Source organism: Clostridium neonatale, assembly GCF_900465025.1.
Lineage (GTDB): Bacteria > Bacillota > Clostridia > Clostridiales > Clostridiaceae > Clostridium > Clostridium neonatale.
This window is the reverse complement of record NZ_UICR01000002.1, coordinates 66,958-92,509: the sequence shown is the minus strand read 5'-3', so window position 1 is coordinate 92,509 and position 25,552 is coordinate 66,958. Positions and strand designations below refer to the sequence as shown.

Below are 25,552 nucleotides of genomic sequence, written 5' to 3'. Positions count from 1 at the left end.
CAATATGTTAGATAAATATTCGAAACCATTTATTACTTATGATGAAATCAAAAAGCTCTATAAATTAACTAATCATAAAGATGTAGTGGTTCTGGTTAAACAATTAATTTGTGAAAATAAATTAAAGTCGATTACATCTTCTGAACCTACTATATTGCATGAGCAAATATATACTAAATATAGAGTGATTAAAGAAGATGATGAATCAAAAAAAGCGTTATTAGATGAAATAAATTATATAATTCATCCGAAGTTAGATATAGAATACTATAGAAGGAATTTAGATCAATATGTAATAGATCAGAAGACCATTCTTGAACTAAATAATTATCTGATAGAAAAACAGGCTTGTTTGAATAAGAAAATTTCAGTGAATGAACGATCTTATGAAATATTCGAAGATGAGAAATTAATTGCTTCAAATGAAGGAGCATCAATATTAAGTAAATTAAAAATAGATATAGTAAAAGATCTTAATGTATATAAAACACCAGAACCGTTTGTTTACCTTTCTATAAAAAGAGAGGCTCCTCAAAATATATTGATTGTAGAGAACAAAGATACTTATGTAACGATATCTAAAATGCTCTTAGAGAACAAATATATATTAGGGAAGAGTATAGATACCATTATATTTGGAGCTGGGAGAAAAATAAACAATAGTTTTAAAGGGATAGCTGATGATACTACTTTAGAGTATTTAACACATCCAGATAATAATTTTTATTATTGGGGTGATATAGATAAAGCAGGATTTAATATCTTTTCATCATTCTATGAAAAAGTATATTCCTCTTTACAAAAGACATTTAATTTGAAAAATATATCTTTATTTGAATGTGCTTATAAAATGATGATCGAAAAGTGTAGAGGAAAGAAACTAAAAGATATTCCAAAAGAACAAAACTTTGAATATGAAAGAGGCGTTTTTCTAATAGAAGACAATTTTATTAGAGAAGAAATTTTTAATATATTATTACATAATAAATATATACCTCAAGAAGCTCTTAATATGTATGATTTGGAGGTGTGATGTTATTGGACATGACAAGAATACTTGGAGGATATGAAAAGAGAGTTAATGTCATTGGATCGTATTTTCTAATATCCTCTATCGTTAATAATAGAAAAAAATTTCAAGAGTTTTCAAATGTAGAATTTTATAATTTATTAATTCAAATTCTTTGTTTTATATTTGAAAGATCATTAAGAAGAAAACGTTGTTTTAAGGAAAATATAAAATCATTTATAGAGGAAGTTAACATATTAGCTTATAAAAAACCTTTAACAAATGATTATCTAGATGAACTAACTAAATTTACAATAAAACATTTAACTAATAAAGGTAAGACTTTTGCTTTTCCATATTATAATAATGAAAAAGAGGATATAACTAATGGATATATTAAAATAATTGAAGATACTGATGTTATAGTTAATAAAGAAAACAGAATAACATACAGTCTAACTCCAGAAGGTTATAGACTTTTATTATCTACTAAAGAAATAGATGAATTATATCAAATTAAAATTTCTCAAACCTTAGCTCAAATAAGACTTAAAAATGATGATTATGAAGGCGCTAAGGAGGATATTTACGATATTATCAATAATTTAGAGATTCAATATCAAAAAATAGATGGTTTTATGAAAATAATTAGAAATAATATCTTTAATACATCAGAAGTCAAATATTCAGATATAATAGACCAAACCTTAAGCGTATTACTTGAAGAAATGGATAAATATGAAGAACTTAGAGAATCAACGTTATTAAAAATAAAAGATAAAGAAGATTATTTAGACGGTTTAGGAGAAAATTTACATGAAAAAGCTAAAGTATTGAGAACTCAACTTATTCAACTTAAAGATTTAATAATTGGAATTGGTTTAGCAAAATCAGCTGCATCTGGATTGATAAGCAGAGTTCAAATATTTAGAGAAGAATATTCAGATATTCTTGAAAAATTATTAAGGATGCCTGTGCTAAAAAGATTTAATTTTAAAGAAGAGATATTAAATAAACTGGAGGATAATCCAGAGTTTTTAATTCCACTGAGAGATATATACACGCCATTATTTAAAATAAACTTACCTAATATTTTCACAATTAACATACCATATTTAGAACAAACACCACTAAAAAAAGAAATAAATAAAGAAGATATTATTCAAGATTCTCATGATTTTAATATTGTCTCTAATGAAGAAAAGAAAAAGCGAATTGAGGATTGTCAAAATTATTACTATTCTTTTGTTAATATTTTATTTAACTATGCAGAATTGAATGAAAGCTTTACTTTAAAAGAATTATTAAATGACTTATTAAAAAATGATACTTCATCATATATGGAAATAACAAAAGATGCAGAATTAATGAGGAACGTTGTGATGTTTTTTGCCTATCAAAAAGAAGGTATTAAATTATATAAGATAATAAAAATGATACATGAAGTAACATTTTCATCAGATGCTGAATTTGTATTTGAAAATATTGTTGTAAGGCTATATAAAGACGAACATAAATATGTTAGAAGAATTGAATCCATGATCTCTGATAAAATTATAGATGATGAAATGGAAATAAATACTGAAATTAATCTTGAAGAAATGACGGCTACAAAATTAGAATTAACTAATGTTAAGTTTAAATTTATTGAGTTATAAGGAGAATTTTTATGAGTATATCCATACAAGACTATAAAACTGCTAATGAAATATTTTTTAAACTGCTTAAGAAAAATGAAGTACAGGAAAAATATTATAAGGAACTTTTCTTAGCCTACATTAATAACGAAGGGGTAAGAGAAGCATTGGAAATAGTGTGTGAGGCGTCAAAAGCAAGAGTAATTTCTATCTCCGATAAGCTATATTTAATTCCTAATGAGGATAATGATATTTTAGGTTTCGATTATAGAAAGGCTTCGCTTCTTGGTAATGATTTAGCAGATAGTTATTTATCATATTTAATAATGACTATAATTTTCGCAGAGTTCACTAATGAATTTAGTCCAGCATCCTATATAGAGGTTAGCACTTTATTAGAGCTAATTAATGAATCACTGGAAAGAGCAGCATCTAGAACTAATGCAGAAGAGATTGATAGACAACATTTGATTAATATCGTAGCTGTACATAGATTATGGTCAGATAAAAATTCTTGGGATGAAAATGAGAAGAATGGTTTTGGAACTACCAAAAGTGAATTTAAGATTGGTTTTATTAGAAGAATAGTAAATTTTCTTAAAATGCAAGAATTAATTACTTATATTAAAGATGAAGATAAAATCAAACCAACTACAAGATTTACAGTGTTAATGAATCATTATTTCCTGGATGAAGATAGGAAAACATTAATAGAATCACTTTTATTAGAAAGGAGGGAACTATAGATGCCTTTGTTTAATAAATACAAAATTGAACACTTCAAGTACGGTTTAACTACTGATAGATTGTTAAGTAATAAAACAATGGTATTAAATGGTGATGATTTACAAGTTGAAGCTACCAATACTGTAGGAAAAAGCATGAGTATTCAAACTGTAATTCAGGGGATAAGACCTTTATCAGATGTAGCTAAGCCTTTTAAAGAGGTTTATACAAGAAAAGAGCCGATATATTCAGTTATAGAATGGATTCTTGATGATAATGAAACTCTTTTAATAACTGGAATAGGCTTTGAAAAGAAAGCTAATTCTTCAAATGAAGAAGGAAAAGGAAATAAATATGATTTGTATAAATATTTCAATTTCATTATAGTAGAATCTTCTGAACTTGGAATAACTATAGACAATTTGCCATTTACAAAAAAATTCCCCAATGGTAACGTTGGAGTTCAGTCGCTAGCTAACATTGAAGAGTGGTTGAAGGGCCTTCAAAGTAAATACGGTAAAAGTAAAGTTCAGATATTTGGTAACAATAGTTATGCAAGAAAAGAATATAAAGAAAGACTTCTGGAATATGGAATATCTCAGGATGAATGGAATGAAGTAATAATTAAGCTAAATAATGATAATAAAGAAGGGGGAATTTCAGAGTATCTTGAAAGGTACGATAATGTAGAAAAGCTAATAAGAGATAGTTTGCTTCCTTTAATAGAATCTAGTTTAAGTAAAGATGCTGATAAAATACGTATTTTAGTTATAAAAGATCAAGTCGAAAAGTGCTTAAATAATGTTATAGAAATGCAGGATAAACTAGCTGATCATAAAAATTATATTGAACTGACAAATTTTGTTATGGAACTACAAAATAAATTATTAAGTTTAATTCAAATAGAAGAAGATGAAAATATTATAAAGGAACAATTAGCAAGTCTCTATATGTTTATTGAAAACAAGAATACACTTTTGCTTGAAGAAATAGAAACTTATAAAAAGCAAGAAGATGGTTTAATGCAAGAATTTACGCAAATAAAATATGAGGAAAAGAGTTCTGAGTATAGTTCTAAAATAAATGAAAAAGTAGAATTTGAACAAAAATTAAATAAAGTTCTTGGATTAATAGAAAACGAAGAAAAAGATAAAGAATTAAATACTCAAAGTCTCTATATAGTACAATATCAAGACAAAAGCCGTTCAATGCAAGTTGAAATTGAAGAAAAGTCTAAAAAGGAAATAGAAAGAAATAGAAAAAATGAAACTGCCGCTGAAATAGCTAAAGCTATTAAGGAGGTAGGAGGAAACATTCATTCAATACTAATACAAAACAAAAAGGAATTAGCTAATAAACAAGTTGACATTAAAGCGCAGAAACTTCAAAATGAAGAGCAAAAAGAAAAATTGAAGTGTGAAGAAGAAAAATTAAAAAATAAAGAACAAGAATTGAAATCCCAAAATAAAATTTTTAATCAAAATGAAAAAATATATACTCGAAAAATAAATGATTTTAAGGAAGTCAATTCAGATATAAATAATTTTATTACTAATAATTTTTTAGGTGAAATAATAAATTATGAAAAATATTTAGAAGCTATTAGTAAAGAAAAAAAATTAATAGAAAGTACATTAATAGCTGAAGATCAAGAAATTAGAGAGAAAACAATTAAAATAGATAATATAGATAAGTTGTTTAAAAAACTAAATGAAGATAAACAAAATCAATATATGGACTTAGAAAAACTTAAACAAAGAAAAATTCATATTGATGAATTTAAAGATGAATATAATACTATTTGTGAAAAATTTGAGATAAATGAAAAATTAGAAGATACTAATAAAGTAATTATTGCAATAAAAAAATCACTTATTCATTTAGATAGTTTTAAAAATGATTTAGGACGAAAAAAAGCAGAATTATCTACTAATCTTAATGATCTTGAAGAACTTAAAACTATTAATTTCGATGAAGATGTATTATTTGAATTAGAAAGAAATAATATAAAACCGGTTGAAGGAATAAAGTATCTTATAAGCTCTAGCGCTACTATAGAATACAAGATTTCTCTCATAAATAAAAATCCGCTTCTTCCTTATTCGATATTAGTAACGGAAAATGAATATCAAAGATTGAAGAATATTGAATTGAAAACAAAGATGAAAATGTCCATACCAGTTTTAATTAGAAGCACTATAGAAGATAATTTCATAGAAGTTTCTAATAATTTAGCATTATGCAAAAATATAAGCATATTAACTTCGTTTGATACCAAAACTTTAGATCCGGAACAAAGGCTCAAAGATATACAACAACTAAAGGAACAAATTTCGGCTACAGAGGAAAGAATACATCAAATAGACGTAGAGATAAAAGAATTAAATGCGTTTGAAGCCAAAATGATGTTTTATAATTTTAATCAAGAAGACTTGAATTTAGAAGAAAGAATATCAGAAACATCATCTTCAATAATTACTTTGGAAAATAGAATAATAAATGAGGAAAATAATAAAATTGATTTAACTACAAGAATTAATTATTTAAACCAAAATAAATTGAATCTAAATAATAATATAAATGAAATTAATAGTAAGTATACGAAAGTAGAAGAGTTAAGAGATGAATTTGAAATAATATCTCAAAACAAAATAAAATTTGATCAAAACGAGAGAGAGTTAAAAGAAATAGAGTTAAATTTTTCAACTATAAATAATCAAATAAATATTCTTGATTCAGAACACAATCGCTTAATTATTTCAGAAACAAAAAATGGAATGGAAATTGAGAGCTTAGAAAAAGAAATAACAAATTTTAATGAATATGAGCTATTAAATACATCTAATAAATCATTAGAAGATTTAAAAATTAATTTTGATGAATATTCAAAAGATTCTACTTCAAGGCAAATAACTGATTTAAATAGAGAGATAAGTTTAGCAGTGAAAAGGATAGAAGGATATGCAAAAGCACTGACAAAATTAGAAAAAAGAATAACTAAAACAAATTTTTATGATATGTTGATACTTTATACAGATGAAGAGCTAGAGGTATTAATAAAGAAAAATGAAGACGAGTTGAATAGGTTAAATATAGAAAGAGAAAAATTTAGTAATAAAATAACGGGTTTAGAAGAGGTCGCTGAACATATTAAAGATGAAATTTTCAAAGATTTTAGTGGTAAAGCTCCTGTTTCATTATCTGAAATAAGTGATTTTAATTTTGAAAAGAGAAGATTATTAATAAATCAAGATTTAAAAGATATAATACAAATAATAAAAGATAATCAAGATTTAAGCAAGAGATTAGAAATTGAATTAGTAACATTAAAAAAATACAAAGTTGAAGGCAAAGCTATTGCTAATGAGCCCAAAGATGTATTTGAAGAGAGTAAAAGACTTCAAAATAACCTTGAAAAGATAACTAAGGATTATGAGTCTATAGAAGTTAATTACAATAATATTTTTAAAGAAATAGAAGAATTTAATTTAGCAGCAGAAGAAAGATATAAAAAGTATGTTGATGGATTATTAGTATATAAAGAAAAATATATCAAGCAAAAGGAGCAAATAGATCGTGTGCTTCTTGTGTTAAGAGAAGAAATAAGTAAGGTTGAAAAGCATAGTGAAGTAGTAAAAAATGAGAAAAACTTAATCGGGAGACAGATTAAGGATTATATTATTGATTGTATTAAAGAATTTAGAACAATTAATAAGTTAGGTCGTCATAAAGGGAAAGAATTATTTAACATAAAGTTGCCTAAGGATGAAATGATAGAAAATAGTTTAAGCATTGTTGATGTCCTTCTTGATGAAATAATGGAGGATATGAATCCTAATGATATTAAGCAAAAGATAAATACTTTCTATATATTAAATAGAGTATTGAGTATATCTACTATACCTGTATCAGTCATAACTTACGAATTAAATAAAAGTGGAAATATTAGATGGAATGATATAAGTAATAAAACTACCGGGGCACAAAGATTTTCTATAGCTTTTATTATGACCGTAATTTTACTTGAATATAAGCGTTATGATAGAAATGCAGTAATTGATAATAGTAAAAACAAAGGAAAAGTATTACTAATTGATAATCCTTTTGGAGAAACAAGTGAAGAAGCCATACTTAGAGAAATATTTGATCTTGCTGAAAAATTTAATGTACAAATTATATCGTATACTCATGTTACTAATGAATCTGTTAGAAAAATGTTTAAAAAGATTTATACTATGACAGTTGAGAAAACAACTTCTGGAAAAGAATATGTTGATATTAATGAAATTAAAAATATTAATAAAAAAGAACAAGAAAAGGTATTGATGAGTTCTTTTAGAATCGGTGAAAGAGAGTATGTGGACCAAGAAACTATGTTTGATTTAATAAAGTGATATAGGGTAAATGTGGTTTGATTTTATAATATAATATTAGAAAAAGTGCTTAGATGTTTAAACTAAGCACTTTTTTCTTGTGTGCCCAGCATGGGCACGTACTAATCGGTGAAAGTCCGTAGCAGAGGCTGATAGTGCCAACTGCATAGCCAACGGCAAGGGTGTCCATCGTGAGGTGGAATCTGAAGGAAGCCTAAGGCAAAGCCTTGGTCTGAGGTACACGAATCACATTTGAGGCTCAAAGCTATGGGTAAGCTTGCACGACAAAGTAAAGCCCTATAACTATCCGAAATAGCTAGAGTAAATGTGGCAGATAGATGAGGTGAAAGTGCGTGTTCTTACCTGGGGAGGTCTGATAGGTACGTACCAAATGAATTAAATTTCTAGGTTACAACCTATACAGTGATGTATAACTGAACTATCAGAAGTCAGCAGAGGTCATAGTAACTCCGCTAATCGCGATAGCGGATGAAGGACTGAACGTTAGGAGGTTTACAACTTTGGAGAAATCAAAGAAATTACAGAGACAGCAGAAAACTCAATATAGAGGCCAAGTGATGGAAGTAGAAGTGGAACTTCAAGGTAAATCAAAGGCGCCGAGTAATTCTATGGTTTTACCAAATAGGGAAAGCGTAAACAATGGAGCATTTGATACTAGTAGATTACTTGAAGAAGTCCTTGAAAGAAATAATATGCTTTTAGCACTTAAAAGAGTAATTAGTAATAAAGGTAGTCATGGAGTTGACGGAATGAAAATCGATGAACTTCGAGAGCATATCAAGAAACACTGGCATACAATTAAAGCTAAACTACTAGAAGGGAAATATAATCCATCACCTGTAAAAAGAGTAGAAATACCGAAACCAGATGGTGGAGTTAGATTATTAGGAATACCAACTGTACAAGATAGATTAATTCAGCAGGCAATTGCTCAAATATTATCTAGGGTTTATGAACCATCATTTTCTGAAAATAGCTTTGGGTTTCGTCCTCATAGAGGAGCAAAGAATGCCATAAAGAAATCAAAAGAATATATTAATCAAGTAAATAGATGGGTTGTAGATATGGATTTAGAGAAGTTCTTTGATAAAGTTAATCATGATATTCTTATGAGCAAACTTGAAAAGAAAATACAGGACAGAAGATTATTAGCATTAATAAGGAAATATCTTAAAAGTGGTGTCCTTATTAATGGTGTTTCTATAACAAGTGAAGAAGGAACTCCGCAAGGCGGTCCGTTAAGTCCATTACTAGCAAATATAATGCTAGATGAATTGGACAAAGAACTTGAAAAAAGAGGACACAAATTTTGCAGATATGCAGATGACAATAATGTATATGTTAAAAGTAAAAGAGCAGGAAATAGAGTTATGAAATCTATGATTAATCTTATCGAAAATAAACTAAAACTTAAAGTTAATAAGGATAAAAGTGCAGTAGACTCTGTATCTAAAAGAAAGTTCCTAGGATTTTCATTCTATTTTTCGAAAAGTGGAGCCGAGATAAGAATCCACGAGAAATCCATAAAGAGATTTAAAGAAAAGATTAAATTTTATACTAATAGAAACAAAGGAATCAGTATGGAATATAGACTGATAAAATTAAATCAAATTATGCGGGAATGGATAAATTACTATGAAATAGCCAACGCCAGCGGAAAGCTAGTTGAACTAGACAAATGGATTAGAAGAAGACTAAGAGCTTGCATTTGGAAACAATGGAAGAAAATTAGCACCAGACATAGGAATTTAGTTAAGCTAGGAATCAACAAATACAAGGCTTGGGAATATGCAAATACAAGAAAAGGCTATTGGAGAATTTCCAAAAGCCCAATTTTAAGCAAGTCTTTAAATAACAAATACCTAGAATCACTAGGATTTGTTAGTCTAACACAAATATATCAAATGATACATTAAATTCTAATGAACCGCCGTATACCGAACGGTCAATGTCGTCAACTTAAGTAATTTGTAAATATAAATCACGATTATTTTTAGATGATATATTTAAATTTCTTCTAAAAAATGGTACACTAAATAAATCCACTGGTTAAAGTGAATTTTGAAATATGCAATTATTTGTAATTTAAATGCATGATTTTTTATTGTGATGATGCTTTTTCCTTGGATGTTTGTTTTTTCGCTCACGAGAACGATTGGGACGTATTTGTGAGCGAATTTTTTTAGATTTTTCTAATATTATTTCTAAAATTTTTCTTGTTAATTTAGCATTAACTAATAAATTAATAATTCTATTAAAAACTTGCCCAAGTATAAAATTTCGATTTGCTTGATACATTGATTTTAAATTCTTATCTTTAATTTCATCTGCTATCGCAGCATCGGCCTCATCTTTTATAAGAGCTACAACCATTGATAAATAAATAGAAACAAAAAAGTCTTGTTCTATAGAAATTGGTTTTGTTCCCGAAAATTCTTCTATCTGAATACTACTTTTTAACTCTTTGTATTTACTTTCGACTCCCCATCTAAGGAAATACAACTCTTTAAATTCATCATATTTAATGTTTTCATCAAAAATATTAGTGACTAATATTTCTGTAATGTTGTTTGAAAGCTCTATTTTTATAACACGCAATTTTCTGTATTTTCTCTTTATTTTATATTCCAAAATACAATCATTGGAATCAATATTTTGTACTGTTTTAAATGATGATGGTACTCTCATTAAGAAAAGCATATTTTTAGTATCTAAATAGTCAAACATCTCATAAGAAGGGTATCCTCTATCAAATATTACAATACTGTTTTTTGATAATTTTTCATTGTTGATTTGATCTAGATGTTGTTTTGCTAATTCTCTTTCACTAGTTTTAAATTTAGTTATTGAAGCATCAATTATAATATCATTTAATATATCATATAAGGCTGATGCCGTCGCAACTGCTGTTTGAGTTTTATTTTGATTTTTACTTACTCCAAAGTATTTACCACATTCAATAGTATCAGGAACTTGTATAGATGTTCCATCAACTGCAAGAATATTAAATCCATGCCATTTATTCAATTTCTTTTTTGAATTATAAAAAGAATCAACAAATAATCTACATAGTTCTTTAAAGGCTTCAGGTGAAATATTTTGTCTTGCTTTAGAAAATGCTTGCTTTGATATATTAGGAAAGTTTAAACATGTATGATTTTCAATAAAATTATCTATTTCTAAAGGTATAGACTTTCGTAATACAGAACAAATTAAATAAACTACATTAGAAAACGATAGTTTTCTTTTCCTTGAAAAAGAATTTCCTAAACTATATGACTGCTTATATTCATCTGAAACAATTAATTTATTTGTTCGTTTTAAAATTTGTGATAGTAATTTAATATTTTTCATAAAATCAAACCTCGCTATAAATTTAATATCTATAGCGAGGCTGCATTTTTTTACCTATTGTCAAGTGTTTTTTATTAAATTTTCTATATTTTCTTAAGTTGACGACATTGAGCGAACGAATGTGAGTCGGGTATTCATATATTGAATTTCTTTGTTTTTCTCTAAAATCATAGACATCTAATTTATTTTAGTTATAATTTATGTGGCTATTTATAAAATCCAAGTATTCCCCAATATATAAGAAAAGTTCCGAATTACAGCATAGCTGCTCTTTGGCATATAATGCTTGCTGAGGTACGAACTTAGCAGTATAGCCCCTATTCATATAATGATGAATAGGTTTCCTTATAAGTGCACATTCGTAAGGATTTATATTCTGATATTTATAAATCTATATCTTTTAAAAAATGGTGAAATATTAACTTTTTAAATCTTTAATATCTATAAATAACTAATCCTTAATTTTAAAATGTATTTATGTATAGCAGCAATAATACGGATACTCTGAATTTAGATGAAACAAAGAAATAAAGCTCTTATGTGTGCGGTGTCTTGCATTCAAAAATTGAGCTTTAGAATTCTTCATGTAGACTGCACCCACAATTGTTTGTCCAATTTTATATTGGAGCAAACATTTGTGGGTGCAAGTCTGCATGTTTGAATTCTTAGCTTCATTTTTTTAGCAAGCGAGCACCTCATAAGAGCTTTATTTCGGTTATTCACACTAAACTCAGTACGTCATTTATTTTTGTTGTGAGGCATACAATTTTAAGAAATGATATGAAATATTAAACCATACTCATATATACTCATTATGAGTAATAGAATTCCAGTAATCAAAATGTTATATCTTAAAATAAATCTAAAGAATTTAAACTTAATTATGAAACATTCAAGGTAAAATGAAAGTAGAGAAAATAAAAAAATAAAAATCAAGCATAAATCCAAATTTATATGAATTACTCCTGCACTAAAAAATAAAGAAAAACTGTTTATTACAATTGCATATGCAAAAGGAATGCTTTTAGGAATATCAATTAATTTAGAATTATTTTTATCTAAACATTTTGGATTTTCCAGTATATTTTTATATTTAAGGTTAGTTTCATAATAAAATGATGTATCATATCCTAAGAAATATTCATGATGTCTTTTATATTCACAAAGAAAATATATGCTTATGATAAACAGTAATACAATTCCAAAAATATTTGATATATAAGAACCTAATAGAATACTAATTAAATTACCTAAAAGCATAGAAAGAAATGTTCCAATAGTTACAAGTATACTTATAAAAGTAGAACTTGATTTATGGATGGATATTGAATTTACTTTTAAATTGTGAGTAGCACTTATAATAGGTAAACATGCTGTAATGGTAAGTAAAATAGGCGAAAAATAATTCATATTTTCTTTTTCTCCTAAAATAATTGCTATATTGCTAGTATATTAAATTAAGCATAAAAGGGAACTTAATTATAAAGAAAAAAAATGTTGATATTTATAAAAAGGTTATGAATTTTATAAAATAACAGGTTATATATTAAAAAAGTGATGGCTATTTGTATAAAATATTTACATACCTTCATCGGTGTGTTAAAATACACTTAATATTCAAAATACAAAGGAGTGATTCTTGTGGGGTTAATAACACCGTAGATAGAACGATTATATTTATTATGAAGATACGTGGAGTGGTTGAGGGGCTATATCTGCGATTTAAAAATGCATGTGGAAAGAGCTTTATAATAAATATATTTTGGGGGGCAAAAAATGTTAAATTATAAAAAGTATAAGAGATTTGAAACAATAAACTATAAGGAAAGAACATGGCCAAATAATGAAATAAAGAAGGCACCAATTTGGTGTAGTGTTGATCTAAGAGATGGGAATCAAGCACTTATTAATCCTATGACTGTGGAAGAAAAAGTAGAATTTTTTAATTTACTTGTTAAGCTTGGATTTAAGGAAATTGAAGTCGGATTTCCTTCTGCATCACAAATTGAATATGATTTCTTAAGAAAATTAATAGACGAAAATCTTATTCCGGATGATGTTTATGTACAAGTTTTAACACAAGCAAGACCTCACCTTATAGAAAAAACATTTGAAAGTTTAAAAGGCTTAAATAAAGCTATTGTTCATATATATAATTCAACTTCAGTTCTTCAAAGAGATGTTGTTTTTAATATGAGTAAGGAAGAAATAAAGCAAATTGCAGTTGAAGGAACTAAACTTGTAAAGGGATATGTAGAAAAATTTGATGGAAAGATAGTACTTGAATATTCACCAGAAAGCTTTACAGGAACAGAAGTTGAGTATGCTCTTGAAATCTGTGATGCAGTTGCAGATGTATGGGAAGCTACTAAAGAAAATAAAATAATTATAAATTTACCATCAACTGTACAGATGGATACGCCAAATGTGTATGCTGATCAAATTGAATGGGTGTCTAAGCATTTTAAAGACAGAGAAAGAATCATATTAAGTGTTCATCCACATAATGATAGAGGTACAGGTGTTGCTGATGCTGAGCTTGCTCTTCTTGCAGGTGCAGATAGAGTAGAGGGAACACTTCTTGGTAATGGAGAAAGAACCGGTAATGTTGATATTTTAACTGTGGCTTATAATATGTTTTCGCATGGAGTAAATCCAGAGCTTAATATTGAAAATATTGATGAAATAGTAGAAGTATATGAAAGATGCGTTAAAATACCTGTACATGTAAGACATCCTTATGCAGGTAACTTAGTATTTACAGCGTTCTCAGGATCTCACCAAGATGCTATAAATAAAGGGATGAAGAAGTATGAAGAAAGACATGATGGAATATGGCAGGTTCCATACTTACCAATAGACCCAAGTGATTTAGGCCGTGAATATGAGGCATTAGTTAGAATTAACAGTCAATCAGGTAAAGGTGGAGTGGCATTTGTAATGGACCATTGCTATGGATTTAAGCTACCTAAGACTATGCAGAAAGAGTTTGCAGATGTTATTCAAAAGATTTCAGAAGGAAAAGGAGAAGTTTCACCTACTGAAGTTATGGATGCATTTACTCGTGAATATCTAGAAAGACAAGATGCTCTAAAGCTTGATAAATGTCAGTTCTTTGATTATTCTGAAACTAATGGGGATAATGATACTAAAGTAAATATGAATGTTGTTTATAATGGACAAGCTAGAAGTATAGAAGGTATAGGTAATGGGCCTATTGATGCATTTAAAAATGCTATAGGAAAAAATATTGATATAGATGTTAAAATAATTGATTATAATGAACATGCTATGAGTACAGGTTCTGAAGCAAAGGCAGCATCTTATGTTTATATGCAAAGAAATGATAATAAAGAAAAAACATTTGGTGTTGGTGTAGATAGTAATATTACAAGAGCATCTATTAAGGCAATGCTAAGTGCAATCAACCGTTTATACAGTAAATAAATTACGAGTGTCAGAGGTTAGTGGATAACAACCGAAATTCAATATATGATATACTCGTATTGTAGGAAAATTGAAGTTAAAAATTCAAAAGACAGAGGTTGTGCCCAAAACTGTTTGCTCCAAAAAACAAGTTTTGGACAAACAATTTTGGAACAGCCTCTGTCTAAGAATTTAATAACTCCAATTTTTAATACAATACTACGTATATTCATATATTGAATTTCTTTGTTTTCTATAAAATCATAAATACTAAGTTTCTTTTGTTCATGCGTGAAAATACAATTCTGGTAATTTATAGAGTCGCTTATTACATAATAAATGCTAGCGATTCGAGCCAAATACAAGATTTAGATTCTCGGCTCATGGGTGTCTTAAATTCAAAAATAAAGCTATAGAATTTTTACATTAATGATTGTTCCAAAATTTTTTGTCTGATTTTAGATGACTCAAACAGTTTTGGGTACAATCATTGATGTTTAAATTATTAGATTCATTATTTGTAACAAGTGAGCACCATATAAGTGCTTTATTTTGATTATTTTACTTTAAACTTAGTATATCTTATATTTATATTATGGAATAAATAAGTTAATATTATAAATTTATCTAAAGAATATATTGACATTTTAAGAAAATAAATATATACTAAATTCATCAACTAACAATTGAATATATAACTTATCAAGAGTGGTGGAGGGACTGGCCCTATGAAGCCCAGCAACCGATATATTAGTTCATTTACTATATATAATGGTGCTAATTCCTGCAGTTATTTTTTATAACTGATAGATAAGAGGATGAATTTTATGGTGATTATTACGCTAGAGTTTATTCTCTGGCGTTTTATTTTTATTTAATTCTTAGTAACTTGATAGTATTAGAAGGGGGCATATATATGGCAAAATTAAGTGGAAGATTAGATGGATTTACAGAATCAGTCATTAGAGCTATGACAAGAGTTTCTGAAGAATGTGGTGCTATAAACTTATCGCAAGGATTTCCGGATTTTGATCCACCAAAAGAAATAACAGATAGATTAAAAGAAGTGGCAGATGAAGGACCGCATCAATATTCAATAACATGGGGAGCACAAAATTTTAGAGAAAAGCTTGCAGCTAAGCAAGAAAAGTTTATGGGAATTCATATTGATCCTAAAGAAAATATAGTAGTTACATGTGGAAGTACAGAAGCAATGATGGCTGCAATGATGAGTGTTTGTAATGTAGATGATAAAGTAATTGTATTTTCACCATTTTATGAAAACTATACAGCAGATACAGTTCTTTCAGGTTCTGAGCCAATATATGTTGAGCTTAAACCACCAACTTTTACATTTGATAAAGATGAATTAAGACATGCATTTGAGCAAAATCCAAAAGCACTTGTTCTTTGTAATCCATCAAATCCAACAGGAAAGGTATTTACAAGGGAAGAACTTCAGTACATTGCAGATCTTGCCATAGAGTTTGATACTTTTGTAATAACAGATGAAGTGTATGAACATTTGGTATATCCTCCATATAAACATACTTACATAGCTTCATTTCCTGGAATGTTTGAAAGAACAATATCATGTAGTTCATTATCAAAGACATACTCAATTACTGGATGGCGACTTGGATATATAATTGCAAGCAAAGAAGTGATAGAACAATGTAAGAAGGTTCATGACTTCTTAACAGTTGGAGCAGCAGCGCCACTTCAGGAAGCAGCTGTTAAAGGACTAGAATTTGGACAAGATTATTATGATGGATTAACAGATCTATATGATAAGAAAAGAAAATTCTTTTTAGAAGGTTTAGATAAAATAGGATTAAAGTATTTTGAACCACAAGGTGCTTATTACGTTATGGTTGATATATCAGAATTTGGATATGAAGATGACTATGAATTCTGTATATGGCTTGCAAGAACAATAGGAGTTGCAGCAGTTCCAGGATCAAGTTTCTTTAGAGGCAATGTTAATAATTATATAAGACTACATTTTGCCAAAACAGAAGCAACTCTTAGAGAAGCACTTAAAAGATTAGAGAATTTAAAAAATTATATGAAAAAGTAAATTAATATATAAATGTAGGTGTAATTTAAATTAAGATTCTGATAAATAAAATATAACAATATATTGTGATTTCAAGAAAAGGTAAAGAATAAAAGAAAGTACATTGAAATCACAATATATAAATAAAAAATCAAAATAAATATGACTAATTATATAAGAATTATTATAATTAAAAAATAAAAAGCAATAATAATTTAGTGAAGATTATAGGGAGAATAAAATATGAAAATTTTAAAAAAATTAGGAGCATTATCATTAATAACAGCAGTAGGCATTAGTTTAATTGCATGCGGAGGAGCAAAGGATAAAAGTACAGAGAGTAATAACCAAGCTTCAAGTGGAAGTTCAAAGGATATTATTGTAGGTGTTTGCCCTGGTCCTTATGGAGATATGATTAAGGAAGTGTTTACACCATTACTTGAAAAAAAGGGATATAAAATCACAGTAAAGGAATTTAGTGATTATATTCAACCAGATCAAGCTTTAAATAATGGAGAAATTCAAGCAAACTTAATGCAGCATACAGAATACTTAAAGAAATTTAGCGCTGATAATAATTTAGATATTTCAGCTGTTAAAACTGTACCAACACTTGGAATGGGTATGTTCTCACAAAAATATGATTCAATTGACAAAATTCCAGATGGTGCAAAAATAGCTATTCCAAATGATGCATCAAATCTTGCAAGAGCATTAAACGTGTTGAGTGCTAATGGATTAATTAAGTTAAAAGATAATGTTGATGCAACAAAAGCAAGTACACTTGATATTGCAGAAAATACTAAAAATATTGAGTTCGTTGAAGTTGAAGGTGCTCAACTTGCAAGAAGTTTAGATAGTGTAGATGCTGCACTTGTTCCGGGAAATTATGCATTTGCATCAGGTTTTGATTATAGCAAAGCATTAGCTGTAGAGCCATTAACAGAAAATTATAAAAATGTAGTAGCAGTTAGAACAGAAGATTTAGATAAAGAACTAGGAAAAGATCTTTTAGAAGTAATAGAATCAGATGATTTTAAAACAGCAATAGAAAACAGTAAGTTTAAAGACTTTTCTAAACCAGAATGGTGGAAATAATATAATTAAGAAAAAAATTTTAAATTATATTAGAGTGTAATATAAACTAAAATATAAGTAATATTATCATATTAATGCAGAAATCTAGCTTACGATAATGGCAATATTATTGTAAGCTAGAAAAAATTATATGGGTGGTGATAAGAATGATTGAATTAAAAGATATAAATGTTGAATTTAAAATAAAAGGAAAAAAAGTGCAAGCGGTTAAAGATGTGAATCTAAAAATAAACAAAGGTGAAATCTTTGGAATTGTTGGATTAAGTGGAGCGGGAAAGAGTACACTTGTCAGAGTAATAAATTTACTTCAAAAACCTACATCAGGACAAGTAATTATAGATGATGAAGATATAACTAATATAAGCAGAAGCAAGCTTAGGGAAAAAAGATTAAAAATAGGAATGATATTTCAACAATTTAATTTAATAAGTGGAAAGACAATATATGAAAATATAGAGTTCGTTTTAAAAGCAAATAATTATCCAAAAGATAAAAGAAATGAAAGAATCAATGAATTACTAAGCTTAGTTAAACTTGAAGAAAAAAAAGAAGTATATCCAGCAAACTTAAGTGGCGGGCAAAAACAAAGAGTAGGTATTGCAAGAGCTATTGCTAACAATCCAGAAGTGCTTTTGTGTGATGAGGCTACATCAGCATTGGATTTAGAAAATACTGAAGAAATACTTAATCTATTAAAGGATATACATGATAAGCTAAATATTACTATTGTATTTATAACTCATGAAATGGAAGTGGCAAAGAAATTATTTAATAGGGTAGCAGTTATGAGTAATGGAGAAATAGTTGAAGTTAATGATGTATATTCAATTTTTTCTGATCCTAAACATGAAGTTACTAAGTCTTTAATTAATAAAAATTCAAGTGTTGATCTTCCAAGGGAAATTTTTGATTTATTAGGTGAAGGCGAAATAATTAAAATAAATTATAAAGGAAATGATAGCTTAAAACCTGTAATATCAGAAGTAGCTAAAAATTATAATGTTGATATTAGTATAATTCATGGAAAGATAGATTATATAGATAATAAACCAATAGGAACTTTGATTGTAAGTATAGTTGGCGATAAGGAAGAAATAGCAAGAGCAAAGCAGTTTATAAAGAATAATGTGGTAAAAACTGAAAGAATAATTAATGATTATTTGGAGGTGATATAGATGGAAAATACAATAGAAATTTTAAAAGTGGAACTTTTGCAGGCAGTTTTAGATAGTTCTAAAATGATTGTTACAGCTATGATTATATCTTTGTTTGTAGGGGGAGCAATTGGACTTATACTTTATTTAACTTCTAATAAACTATTTTTTAAAAACAAGATAATTAATGGTATTGCAAGTTTTATTATAAATATAATACGTTCACTTCCATTTGTAATATTGTTAGTGTTATTATTACCAGTTACAAAATTAATAGTAGGATCAAGCATTGGACCTGAAGCTGCAACAGTACCTATAACAATTGCATCTATTGCATTCTTTGCAAGACTTAGTGAAGGGGCATTTAGTGAAGTTGATAGTGGAGTAATTGAGGCGGCAATATCATCTGGTGCAAGCTTTAAATTAATATTAACAGATGTTCTTATTGTTGAAGCTCTTCCAAGTTTAATAAGAGCAATAACTGTTAATCTTGTAAGTTTAATAGGTTTTTCAGCAATGGCTGGAATTGTTGGTGGAGGCGGGATTGGAGACCTTGCCATAAGATACGGATATTATAGATATGAAACTGGAGTCATGATTGTAACTGTGGCTATATTAGTAATATTGGTTCAATTTATTCAAATTAGTGGTGATTTAATAGCTGGAAAAGTTTATAGAAGATAGAAAATTATGATCAAATATTATTTAGGAATAAGCAATATTGATTTTAACATAGGAGGGGAAATATGGATATTAATGAACTTAAAAAAATAGTAAAAGATGAAAGTCAAATTGTCATTGGAGATAAAATTGAAAAAAAGTATTTAAGTGATAGTTTACAAAGAGAATATGGACATGCCGATGCACTAGTTTTTGTAAAATCAACACAAGAAGTTCAAAATATAATAAAGTATGCGAGTGTAAATAAAATTCATATAACTCCAAGAGGTGCTGGAACTGGACTTACTGGAGCAACTGTACCGCTTCATGGAGGTATTGTATTAGATTTTTCAAAAATGAATAAAATACTTGAAATAGATGAAGAAAATTTAACATTAACAGTTGAGCCTGGTGTTCTTTTAAAAGATGTACAATCTTATGTTGAAGAAAGAAATTTTTTTTATCCACCAGATCCAGGAGAAAAAACTGCTTCAATTGGTGGAAATGTCAGCACAAATGCAGGCGGAATGAGAGCTGTTAAATATGGAGTTACAAGAGATTATGTAAGAGAAATGGAAGTTGTAACTGGTGATGGAAAAGCTATAACTGTTGGTGGTAAAACTATAAAAAATAGTACAGGACTGGATTTAAAAAACTTAATTATAGGATCAGAAGGAACTCTTGCGGTTATTACTAAGATAGTTTTAAAAATAATACCAAAACCAGAAAAGTCAATAAGTGTATTAGTTCCATTTAATAATTTGGAAGATGGAGTTAATTCTGTTATAAAAATTCTTAAAGCCAGTGCAAATCCTACAGCCATAGAATTTATGGAAAGAAATGTAGCTGAAAATTCAGAGAAATTTTTAGATCTTAAACTGCCTTCTGATAAAGGTGAAGCATTTTTACTATTAACATTTGATGGAGATGAGTCAGAAATTAAATCAAATTCTGAGAAAGCAAAGAAAGTGCTTTTAAACTCTGATGCTTTAGATTTTATTATTTTAAATGAAGAAGAAGCAATAAATACGTGGAAAATAAGAGGAGCTTTGTGTAATGCTATTGAAGCAAATGATGAAAGCATACCTATTGATATAGTAGTACCAATAACAAAAATATCTGAATTTGCTAAGTTTACAAGCGAACTTGGTAGAAAATACAACATTAAGTTAATTTATTTTGGTCATGCTGGTGATGGAAATATACATGTAAGTGTTTTGAGAAACCATTTAGAAGAAAAGGTATGGGAAAAGAAATCTCATGACTTTTTATATGAACTTTATGGGAAAAGTCATGAATTTAAAGGACTTCCATCAGGTGAGCATGGAATTGGACTTCATAAAAAAGAGTATTTTATTGAAGTTACCAATGAAGATAATATTGAATATATGAATGAAATAAAACGAATTTTTGATAAAAGTGGCATATTAAACGTAGGAAAAGTTTATTCCTAAAAACAAGGATGGTATAAATATATTACGCAATATCAAAGTTTAGTGGATAACAACCGAAATTCAATATATGATATACTCGTATTGTAGGAAAATTGAAGGTCAAAATTTTAAAGACAGAGGATGTGCTTAAAAATGTTTGCTCCCAAAAAACAAGTTTTGGACAAATATTTTTGGAACATCCTCTGTCTAAGAATTTTAGAACTTTATTTCGATTATTTCAATCTAAACTTAGTACATCGCTATTTATTTAACATATATTTTTTCCAGTCTCCATCTGGAATATGTATAGCTTTTTCGTTAAAAATTGAATCATTATCTAAATTATAAAAGTAAACATAGCAGTCTTCTTTTATACCAGTATCTAAATGCTCAACAGTTAATAGCTCTTTATGGTATTCATTTTCAGGGTGCCTATGGTCTATAACACCTTCCATTTCATCTATATCTCTTATAGTTTCATCATAATCTTTAACAACGACTATTTCACCAAAGACTTTACTGTGCTCATTTGGAACTATAGCTGGATATCCCTTATAAGGCATATGATATAAATCCATTCCTTCTAAAACAGCAGGAATATTTTTTATTACTTTACCTTTCAAATATTTATCATAATTAAAAAAACCTTCTCTTAGACTTCCATAAACAAAAATATTTATATTATTCATTAACAAATTTCACCACCAATAGTTTTTACATCATTATTATTAGTTAGAGCCGCTTTAATACAGATTTCTAAGCCTTTTGTTATATCAAGTAGTGACATAGAAGGTGTATTAGGTTTATTTACTACTTGGAAAGGCAAGTATGGAACGTGTATAAAGCCACCTTTTATGTTTGGATATTTTTTATCTATCATATAAAGTATGCCATACATAACATGATTACATACAAAAGTTCCAGCGGTATTTGAAACTGAAGCAGGAATACCAGATTCGTTCATTTCCTTTACCATAGCCTTTATAGGGAGGTTACTAAAATAAGCATTTTCGCCATCTTCAAATATTGCAACATCGATTGGTTGATTTTTTTCATTATCTTCAATTCTGGCGTCATCAATGTTTATTGCAACTCTTTCAGGTGTTATTCCAAATCTTCCACCAGCCTGACCGATTGAAAGAACTATATCTGGATTATGCTTTATTATATTTTCTTCAATTTTTTCTAATGATTTTCTAAATACAGTTGGAATTTCTAATTTAATTATTTCTGCTCCTTCTATGGTATCAGGAAGTTTTTTTACAGCTTCTAAAGCTGGATTAATACTTTCTCCACCAAAACAATCAAATCCTGTTATTAAAACTTTCATTATTATCAGCTCCTTAAGTATTATGCTGAAATCTACATAGAATTATGTGGATTTCGCTTATTTTAGATATATAGAGTAAACTCACTACTAATATACATTCGTAGTAGTAAGCTTGGGCAACCAAATACAAGATTTTGGCTCTCACTTAAATGAAACTCACTACTTACATTACATTTGTTCGTAGGAGTAAGTGATTGGATCCAACGTGAGTACACTTTGTGTAAGTAAAATAATTAAATCAAAGATTTAAATTTTTGACTAAACTGGGTCAGACAAATACAAGATTTGACTATAATTTAAAAACCTAAAGTGTACATAAGTACAATATGTATTATTAATAAAACTATAGCTAAAGGTGCTTGAGCCTTTATAACTGAGTTTTTATCTTCTATGTCAAGAAGTGCAACTGGAAGCATATTAAAGTTTGCAGCCATAGGTGTAAGTAGTGTTCCACAGAATCCAGCTGTTAATGCTAAAGCAGAACAAATTACAGGATCACCACCTTGAGCGAATACAAATGGGATACCGATTCCGACAGTTATTACAGAGAATGCAGCAAACCCATTGCCCATAATTGCGGTAAATAATACCATACCTACGCAGTAAGCAATAACTCCAAATAATACATTACCTTCTGGTATAATTCCAGATATAAGGTTTGAAATTATATCACCAACTCCAGCAGCTGTAAAGAGTGCTCCTAAAGCAGCTAGAAGCTGAGGCAATATTGAAAATACACCTACGGATTGGAACATTCTATTACTATCTTCAACAAATTCAATTGGTTTTGCTTTTGTTAATATAAATGTAAGTATTAAAGCAGCACTTGAAGATATTCCGATAGCTACAGTTCCAGGAAGTGGAGTAAATGAAGCTATAATCATAGCAACAAAGGCAATAGTAAGTGATGGTATAAATATTTTCAAACCTAATTTTTCAGCTTTTAAGTTAGTAAAAGTACTATCTAATTGCTTTAAAGTTCCTATATTAATTTGTTTGAATGCGGATAATAAAGCTATGATTATAATAAGAGTACCAGTAATTATTGAAGGTATTAATTTACTAAAAATAAAAATTACAGATACTATACCCCAAAATAAAGCAGTACCTATTCGTGTTTTATGGTTTTTGTCTTTTAAAGTAAATACCATAGTAACAGCCATATATAATCCAATCATTATGTAAAATACTTCAAGAAGTATATTTGAAATTGTCGATATATCCATGATCTTTTAATCTCCTTAAATTTATTTGCTTCTAGCAGAATATTTTTTTTGAAGTTTTTTATCAAAAAGGTAGTTTCTTATAGCACATAAAACAAATGCTGTAATAGCAACCGGTATTGATGCTTTAGCAATTTGAAGTGGATCTACATTTATTCCCACACCTTCTAAAGTGCTGACTATTAAAAGAACACCTGAATTGGCTAAAAATACATTTTGACCAAAAAAGTTTCCGATGTTATCAGAAGAAGCTGAGTAGGCTCTGATTTTATCAATATCTTTTTGATCTAGTTCACCATATTCTGCTATTGAAGCTCCTTCTGCCATTGGACTTATTAAAGGTCTTACAAATTGAGGATGGCCTCCAAGTGTAACGCCCATAGCTATTGTTGCTTCTCTTATTAATGTGTATCCGCTTAATAGCTTTCCAGTAGATAAACCTTTTGCTTTTTTTATAAGATTAATTGCTTTAGCTTTTAAGCCATATCTTTCACATAAACCTATTATAGGTAAAGTTAACATAAATAAACACGTAGTTCTATTTGTCACAAATGAATCTCCAAGTGTTGTAAGTATTTCTGTTATGCTCATACCAGAAACAAGCCCGGTAATTACACCAGCACCTACAACAACTGCTATTGTGTCGAATTTAAGTGCAAACCCTACTATAATTATTAAAATTCCTATTAATTGCATTAATATCTATCCTTTCGCTTTTTAATTTTTTATTATTATACTATAAAATGAATAAAAAATCACTGGAAATTTTAATAAATACTTATTTAAAATCTGTAATCAATAATATATCGGTTTTAAAATACGGCATTATATAACAATTTTTGCGATATTAATATTTTTTTGCATAAAAATAAATAATAATTAATATTTATAACTTAAAATAAATAATAATTAATATTTATTTTAGATGGATATTATCATAGTAGTATATATGGTATATTTAACATATTGCATTGGCTATAAGCTAATGAAAGAAAGTTCATTAAATATAGAAGATGTTTATTAAAAATAAAGAAAAAAGGTGTGAAATGAATATTCACGAAAAAATTATTAAGAGTTATTTCAATGGATGGATAGAAGAAGATATATCTTTAAAAGAATCTTAATCAAAGAAAGAGCATTATTTTCCTTATTATAAATAAAAAAAGAAAGATGGTGGGTATCCATCTTTCAACTATGGTATAAAAGGGTATTGAGAATTTATGAGAGGTTATATGGTCAATAACCAAATATAATTCTACAGTAAGTTTTAAGATATGTCAAGCAAAAACAAAAAAGTATATTTTTCAACTTAATTATTTATGACTGAGAGGAAAAATTTTCGACATGGATATTATGCTATTTAGTTAAATACGATTCATATATCTTGAATGGTGTATGGGAAATGGTGTTAAACTTGATTTTAGAAACCTTGAAGATTAATATCTTGTAACAGCTAAGGACATGGAAAATGCAGTTGAAGAAATTGGATATGAGCTTCAGCCAAATGATATTGTATTTGTCAATACTGGTGCAGATAAGTATTGGGATAAACCAGAATATCTTGTAAAAGGTTGTGGAATGGGAAAAGAAGCGACTTTATGGTTGTGTGAAAAAGGTGTACATGTTGTTGGAACTGATGCATGGAGTTGGGATCGTCCATTGCCACTTATAGCAAAAGAGTTTAATGAAACCAATGATTCATCAATTATTTGGGAAGGACATTTTGCAGGAATTGAATGTGGGTATTGTCATATAGAAAAACTTACGAATCTTGAAAAGCTCCCTTCTTTTGGGTTCACTGTAAGCTGTTTCCCTATTAAAATTAAAGAGGCAAGTGCAGGTTGGATACAAGCAGTTGCAATTGTAGAAGAATAATTAAGTTGGAAATATAATAATGATTAATGGAGAAATATATATAATTAATTAATGTATATATGTAAGCTAGAACTCGTTTTTATTCGAGTTCTTTTGCTTTTAGATCATGTATTCAGTATAATTATAAAATATAAGATGAACATAGGAGCAAGTCTTTGATTAATTATTAGGAAG

17 protein-coding genes, 1 pseudogene and 1 riboswitch are annotated in these 25,552 nt (G+C 28.1%); of the genes and pseudogenes, 12 read left to right on the top strand and 6 right to left on the bottom strand.

Features of this window, described 5'->3' with window-relative positions; genetic code table 11:
* The first annotated feature begins 4 nt into the window (after positions 1-4).
* From CNEONATNEC86_RS11970 to ltrA, 5 genes are all read left to right on the top strand, one after another.
* Positions 5-1,033, top strand: a complete 1,029-nt coding sequence (locus tag CNEONATNEC86_RS11970; RefSeq protein ID WP_159136090.1) for a Wadjet anti-phage system protein JetD domain-containing protein — start codon at positions 5-7, stop codon at positions 1,031-1,033.
* A gap of 5 nt (positions 1,034-1,038) precedes the next feature.
* Entirely contained in the window at positions 1,039-2,667 is a 1,629-nt protein-coding gene (locus CNEONATNEC86_RS11965; protein WP_159136089.1) for a hypothetical protein, read from the top strand.
* An 11-nt stretch (positions 2,668-2,678) separates the two neighbouring features.
* On the top strand, positions 2,679-3,392 hold the full coding sequence (locus CNEONATNEC86_RS11960) for a DUF6063 family protein (protein WP_159136088.1): 714 nt from the start codon (positions 2,679-2,681) through the stop codon (positions 3,390-3,392).
* Complete coding sequence (locus CNEONATNEC86_RS11955) at positions 3,393-7,766, top strand: coiled-coil domain-containing protein (protein WP_159136087.1); 4,374 nt, start codon at positions 3,393-3,395, stop codon at positions 7,764-7,766.
* A 500-nt stretch (positions 7,767-8,266) separates the two neighbouring features.
* Positions 8,267-9,682 (top strand): group II intron reverse transcriptase/maturase, encoded by a 1,416-nt coding sequence (ltrA, locus tag CNEONATNEC86_RS11950; protein WP_200848525.1) that lies wholly within the window; start codon positions 8,267-8,269, stop codon positions 9,680-9,682.
* Between the two features lie 169 nt (positions 9,683-9,851).
* On the opposite strand, the gene CNEONATNEC86_RS11945 is transcribed toward ltrA, so the two are convergent.
* Positions 9,852-11,120, bottom strand: a complete 1,269-nt coding sequence (locus tag CNEONATNEC86_RS11945; protein ID WP_125147759.1) for an IS4 family transposase — start codon at positions 11,118-11,120, stop codon at positions 9,852-9,854.
* A gap of 768 nt (positions 11,121-11,888) precedes the next feature.
* Positions 11,889-12,530, bottom strand: coding sequence for an MntP/YtaF family protein (locus CNEONATNEC86_RS11940; protein WP_058295087.1), 642 nt, complete (start codon positions 12,528-12,530; stop codon positions 11,889-11,891).
* 366 nt (positions 12,531-12,896) lie between these two features.
* Between CNEONATNEC86_RS11940 and leuA the strand changes: the two genes are divergently transcribed.
* The 6 genes from leuA (at position 12,897) to CNEONATNEC86_RS11910 (ending at position 20,971) form a co-directional block, all read left to right on the top strand.
* The gene (gene leuA / locus CNEONATNEC86_RS11935) at positions 12,897-14,567 is read left to right on the top strand and encodes a 2-isopropylmalate synthase (RefSeq protein ID WP_125148123.1); all 1,671 of its coding nucleotides are present in this window, start codon (positions 12,897-12,899) and stop codon (positions 14,565-14,567) included.
* A 675-nt stretch (positions 14,568-15,242) separates the two neighbouring features.
* Positions 15,243-15,363, top strand: a riboswitch (SAM riboswitch).
* Positions 15,364-15,462: 99 nt separating this feature from the next.
* Positions 15,463-16,626 (top strand): pyridoxal phosphate-dependent aminotransferase, encoded by a 1,164-nt coding sequence (locus tag CNEONATNEC86_RS11930; protein ID WP_125148124.1) that lies wholly within the window; start codon positions 15,463-15,465, stop codon positions 16,624-16,626.
* Between the two features lie 222 nt (positions 16,627-16,848).
* Positions 16,849-17,703, top strand: a complete 855-nt coding sequence (locus tag CNEONATNEC86_RS11925) for a MetQ/NlpA family ABC transporter substrate-binding protein (protein WP_125148125.1) — start codon at positions 16,849-16,851, stop codon at positions 17,701-17,703.
* 146 nt (positions 17,704-17,849) lie between these two features.
* Positions 17,850-18,878, top strand: a complete 1,029-nt coding sequence (locus CNEONATNEC86_RS11920) for a methionine ABC transporter ATP-binding protein (protein ID WP_159116422.1) — start codon at positions 17,850-17,852, stop codon at positions 18,876-18,878.
* On the top strand, positions 18,879-19,541 hold the full coding sequence (locus tag CNEONATNEC86_RS11915) for a methionine ABC transporter permease (RefSeq protein ID WP_058295093.1): 663 nt from the start codon (positions 18,879-18,881) through the stop codon (positions 19,539-19,541).
* A 62-nt stretch (positions 19,542-19,603) separates the two neighbouring features.
* Positions 19,604-20,971, top strand: a complete 1,368-nt coding sequence (locus CNEONATNEC86_RS11910) for an FAD-binding oxidoreductase (protein ID WP_159116421.1) — start codon at positions 19,604-19,606, stop codon at positions 20,969-20,971.
* A 239-nt stretch (positions 20,972-21,210) separates the two neighbouring features.
* On the opposite strand, the gene CNEONATNEC86_RS11905 is transcribed toward CNEONATNEC86_RS11910, so the two are convergent.
* From CNEONATNEC86_RS11905 to CNEONATNEC86_RS11890, 4 genes are all read right to left on the bottom strand, one after another.
* Complete coding sequence (locus CNEONATNEC86_RS11905; RefSeq protein WP_058296903.1) at positions 21,211-21,639, bottom strand: gamma-glutamylcyclotransferase family protein; 429 nt, start codon at positions 21,637-21,639, stop codon at positions 21,211-21,213.
* Positions 21,639-22,280 carry a pyroglutamyl-peptidase I gene (pcp, locus tag CNEONATNEC86_RS11900; protein WP_159136086.1) on the bottom strand — a complete coding sequence of 214 codons (642 nt, stop codon included), beginning with the start codon at positions 22,278-22,280 and terminating at the stop codon, positions 21,639-21,641. The genes CNEONATNEC86_RS11905 and pcp overlap by 1 nt, the downstream gene beginning before the upstream one ends.
* A 296-nt stretch (positions 22,281-22,576) precedes the next feature.
* Positions 22,577-23,506, bottom strand: a complete 930-nt coding sequence (locus CNEONATNEC86_RS11895) for a DUF979 domain-containing protein (RefSeq protein ID WP_125148129.1) — start codon at positions 23,504-23,506, stop codon at positions 22,577-22,579.
* A 21-nt stretch (positions 23,507-23,527) separates the two neighbouring features.
* Positions 23,528-24,199 (bottom strand): DUF969 domain-containing protein, encoded by a 672-nt coding sequence (locus tag CNEONATNEC86_RS11890; protein ID WP_058295097.1) that lies wholly within the window; start codon positions 24,197-24,199, stop codon positions 23,528-23,530.
* Positions 24,200-24,958: 759 nt separating this feature from the next.
* On the opposite strand from CNEONATNEC86_RS11890, the pseudogene CNEONATNEC86_RS11885 reads away from it, so the two are divergent.
* Positions 24,959-25,378, top strand: a pseudogene (locus CNEONATNEC86_RS11885) (cyclase family protein); the annotation flags it as partial.
* Positions 25,379-25,552: the final 174 nt, after the last annotated feature.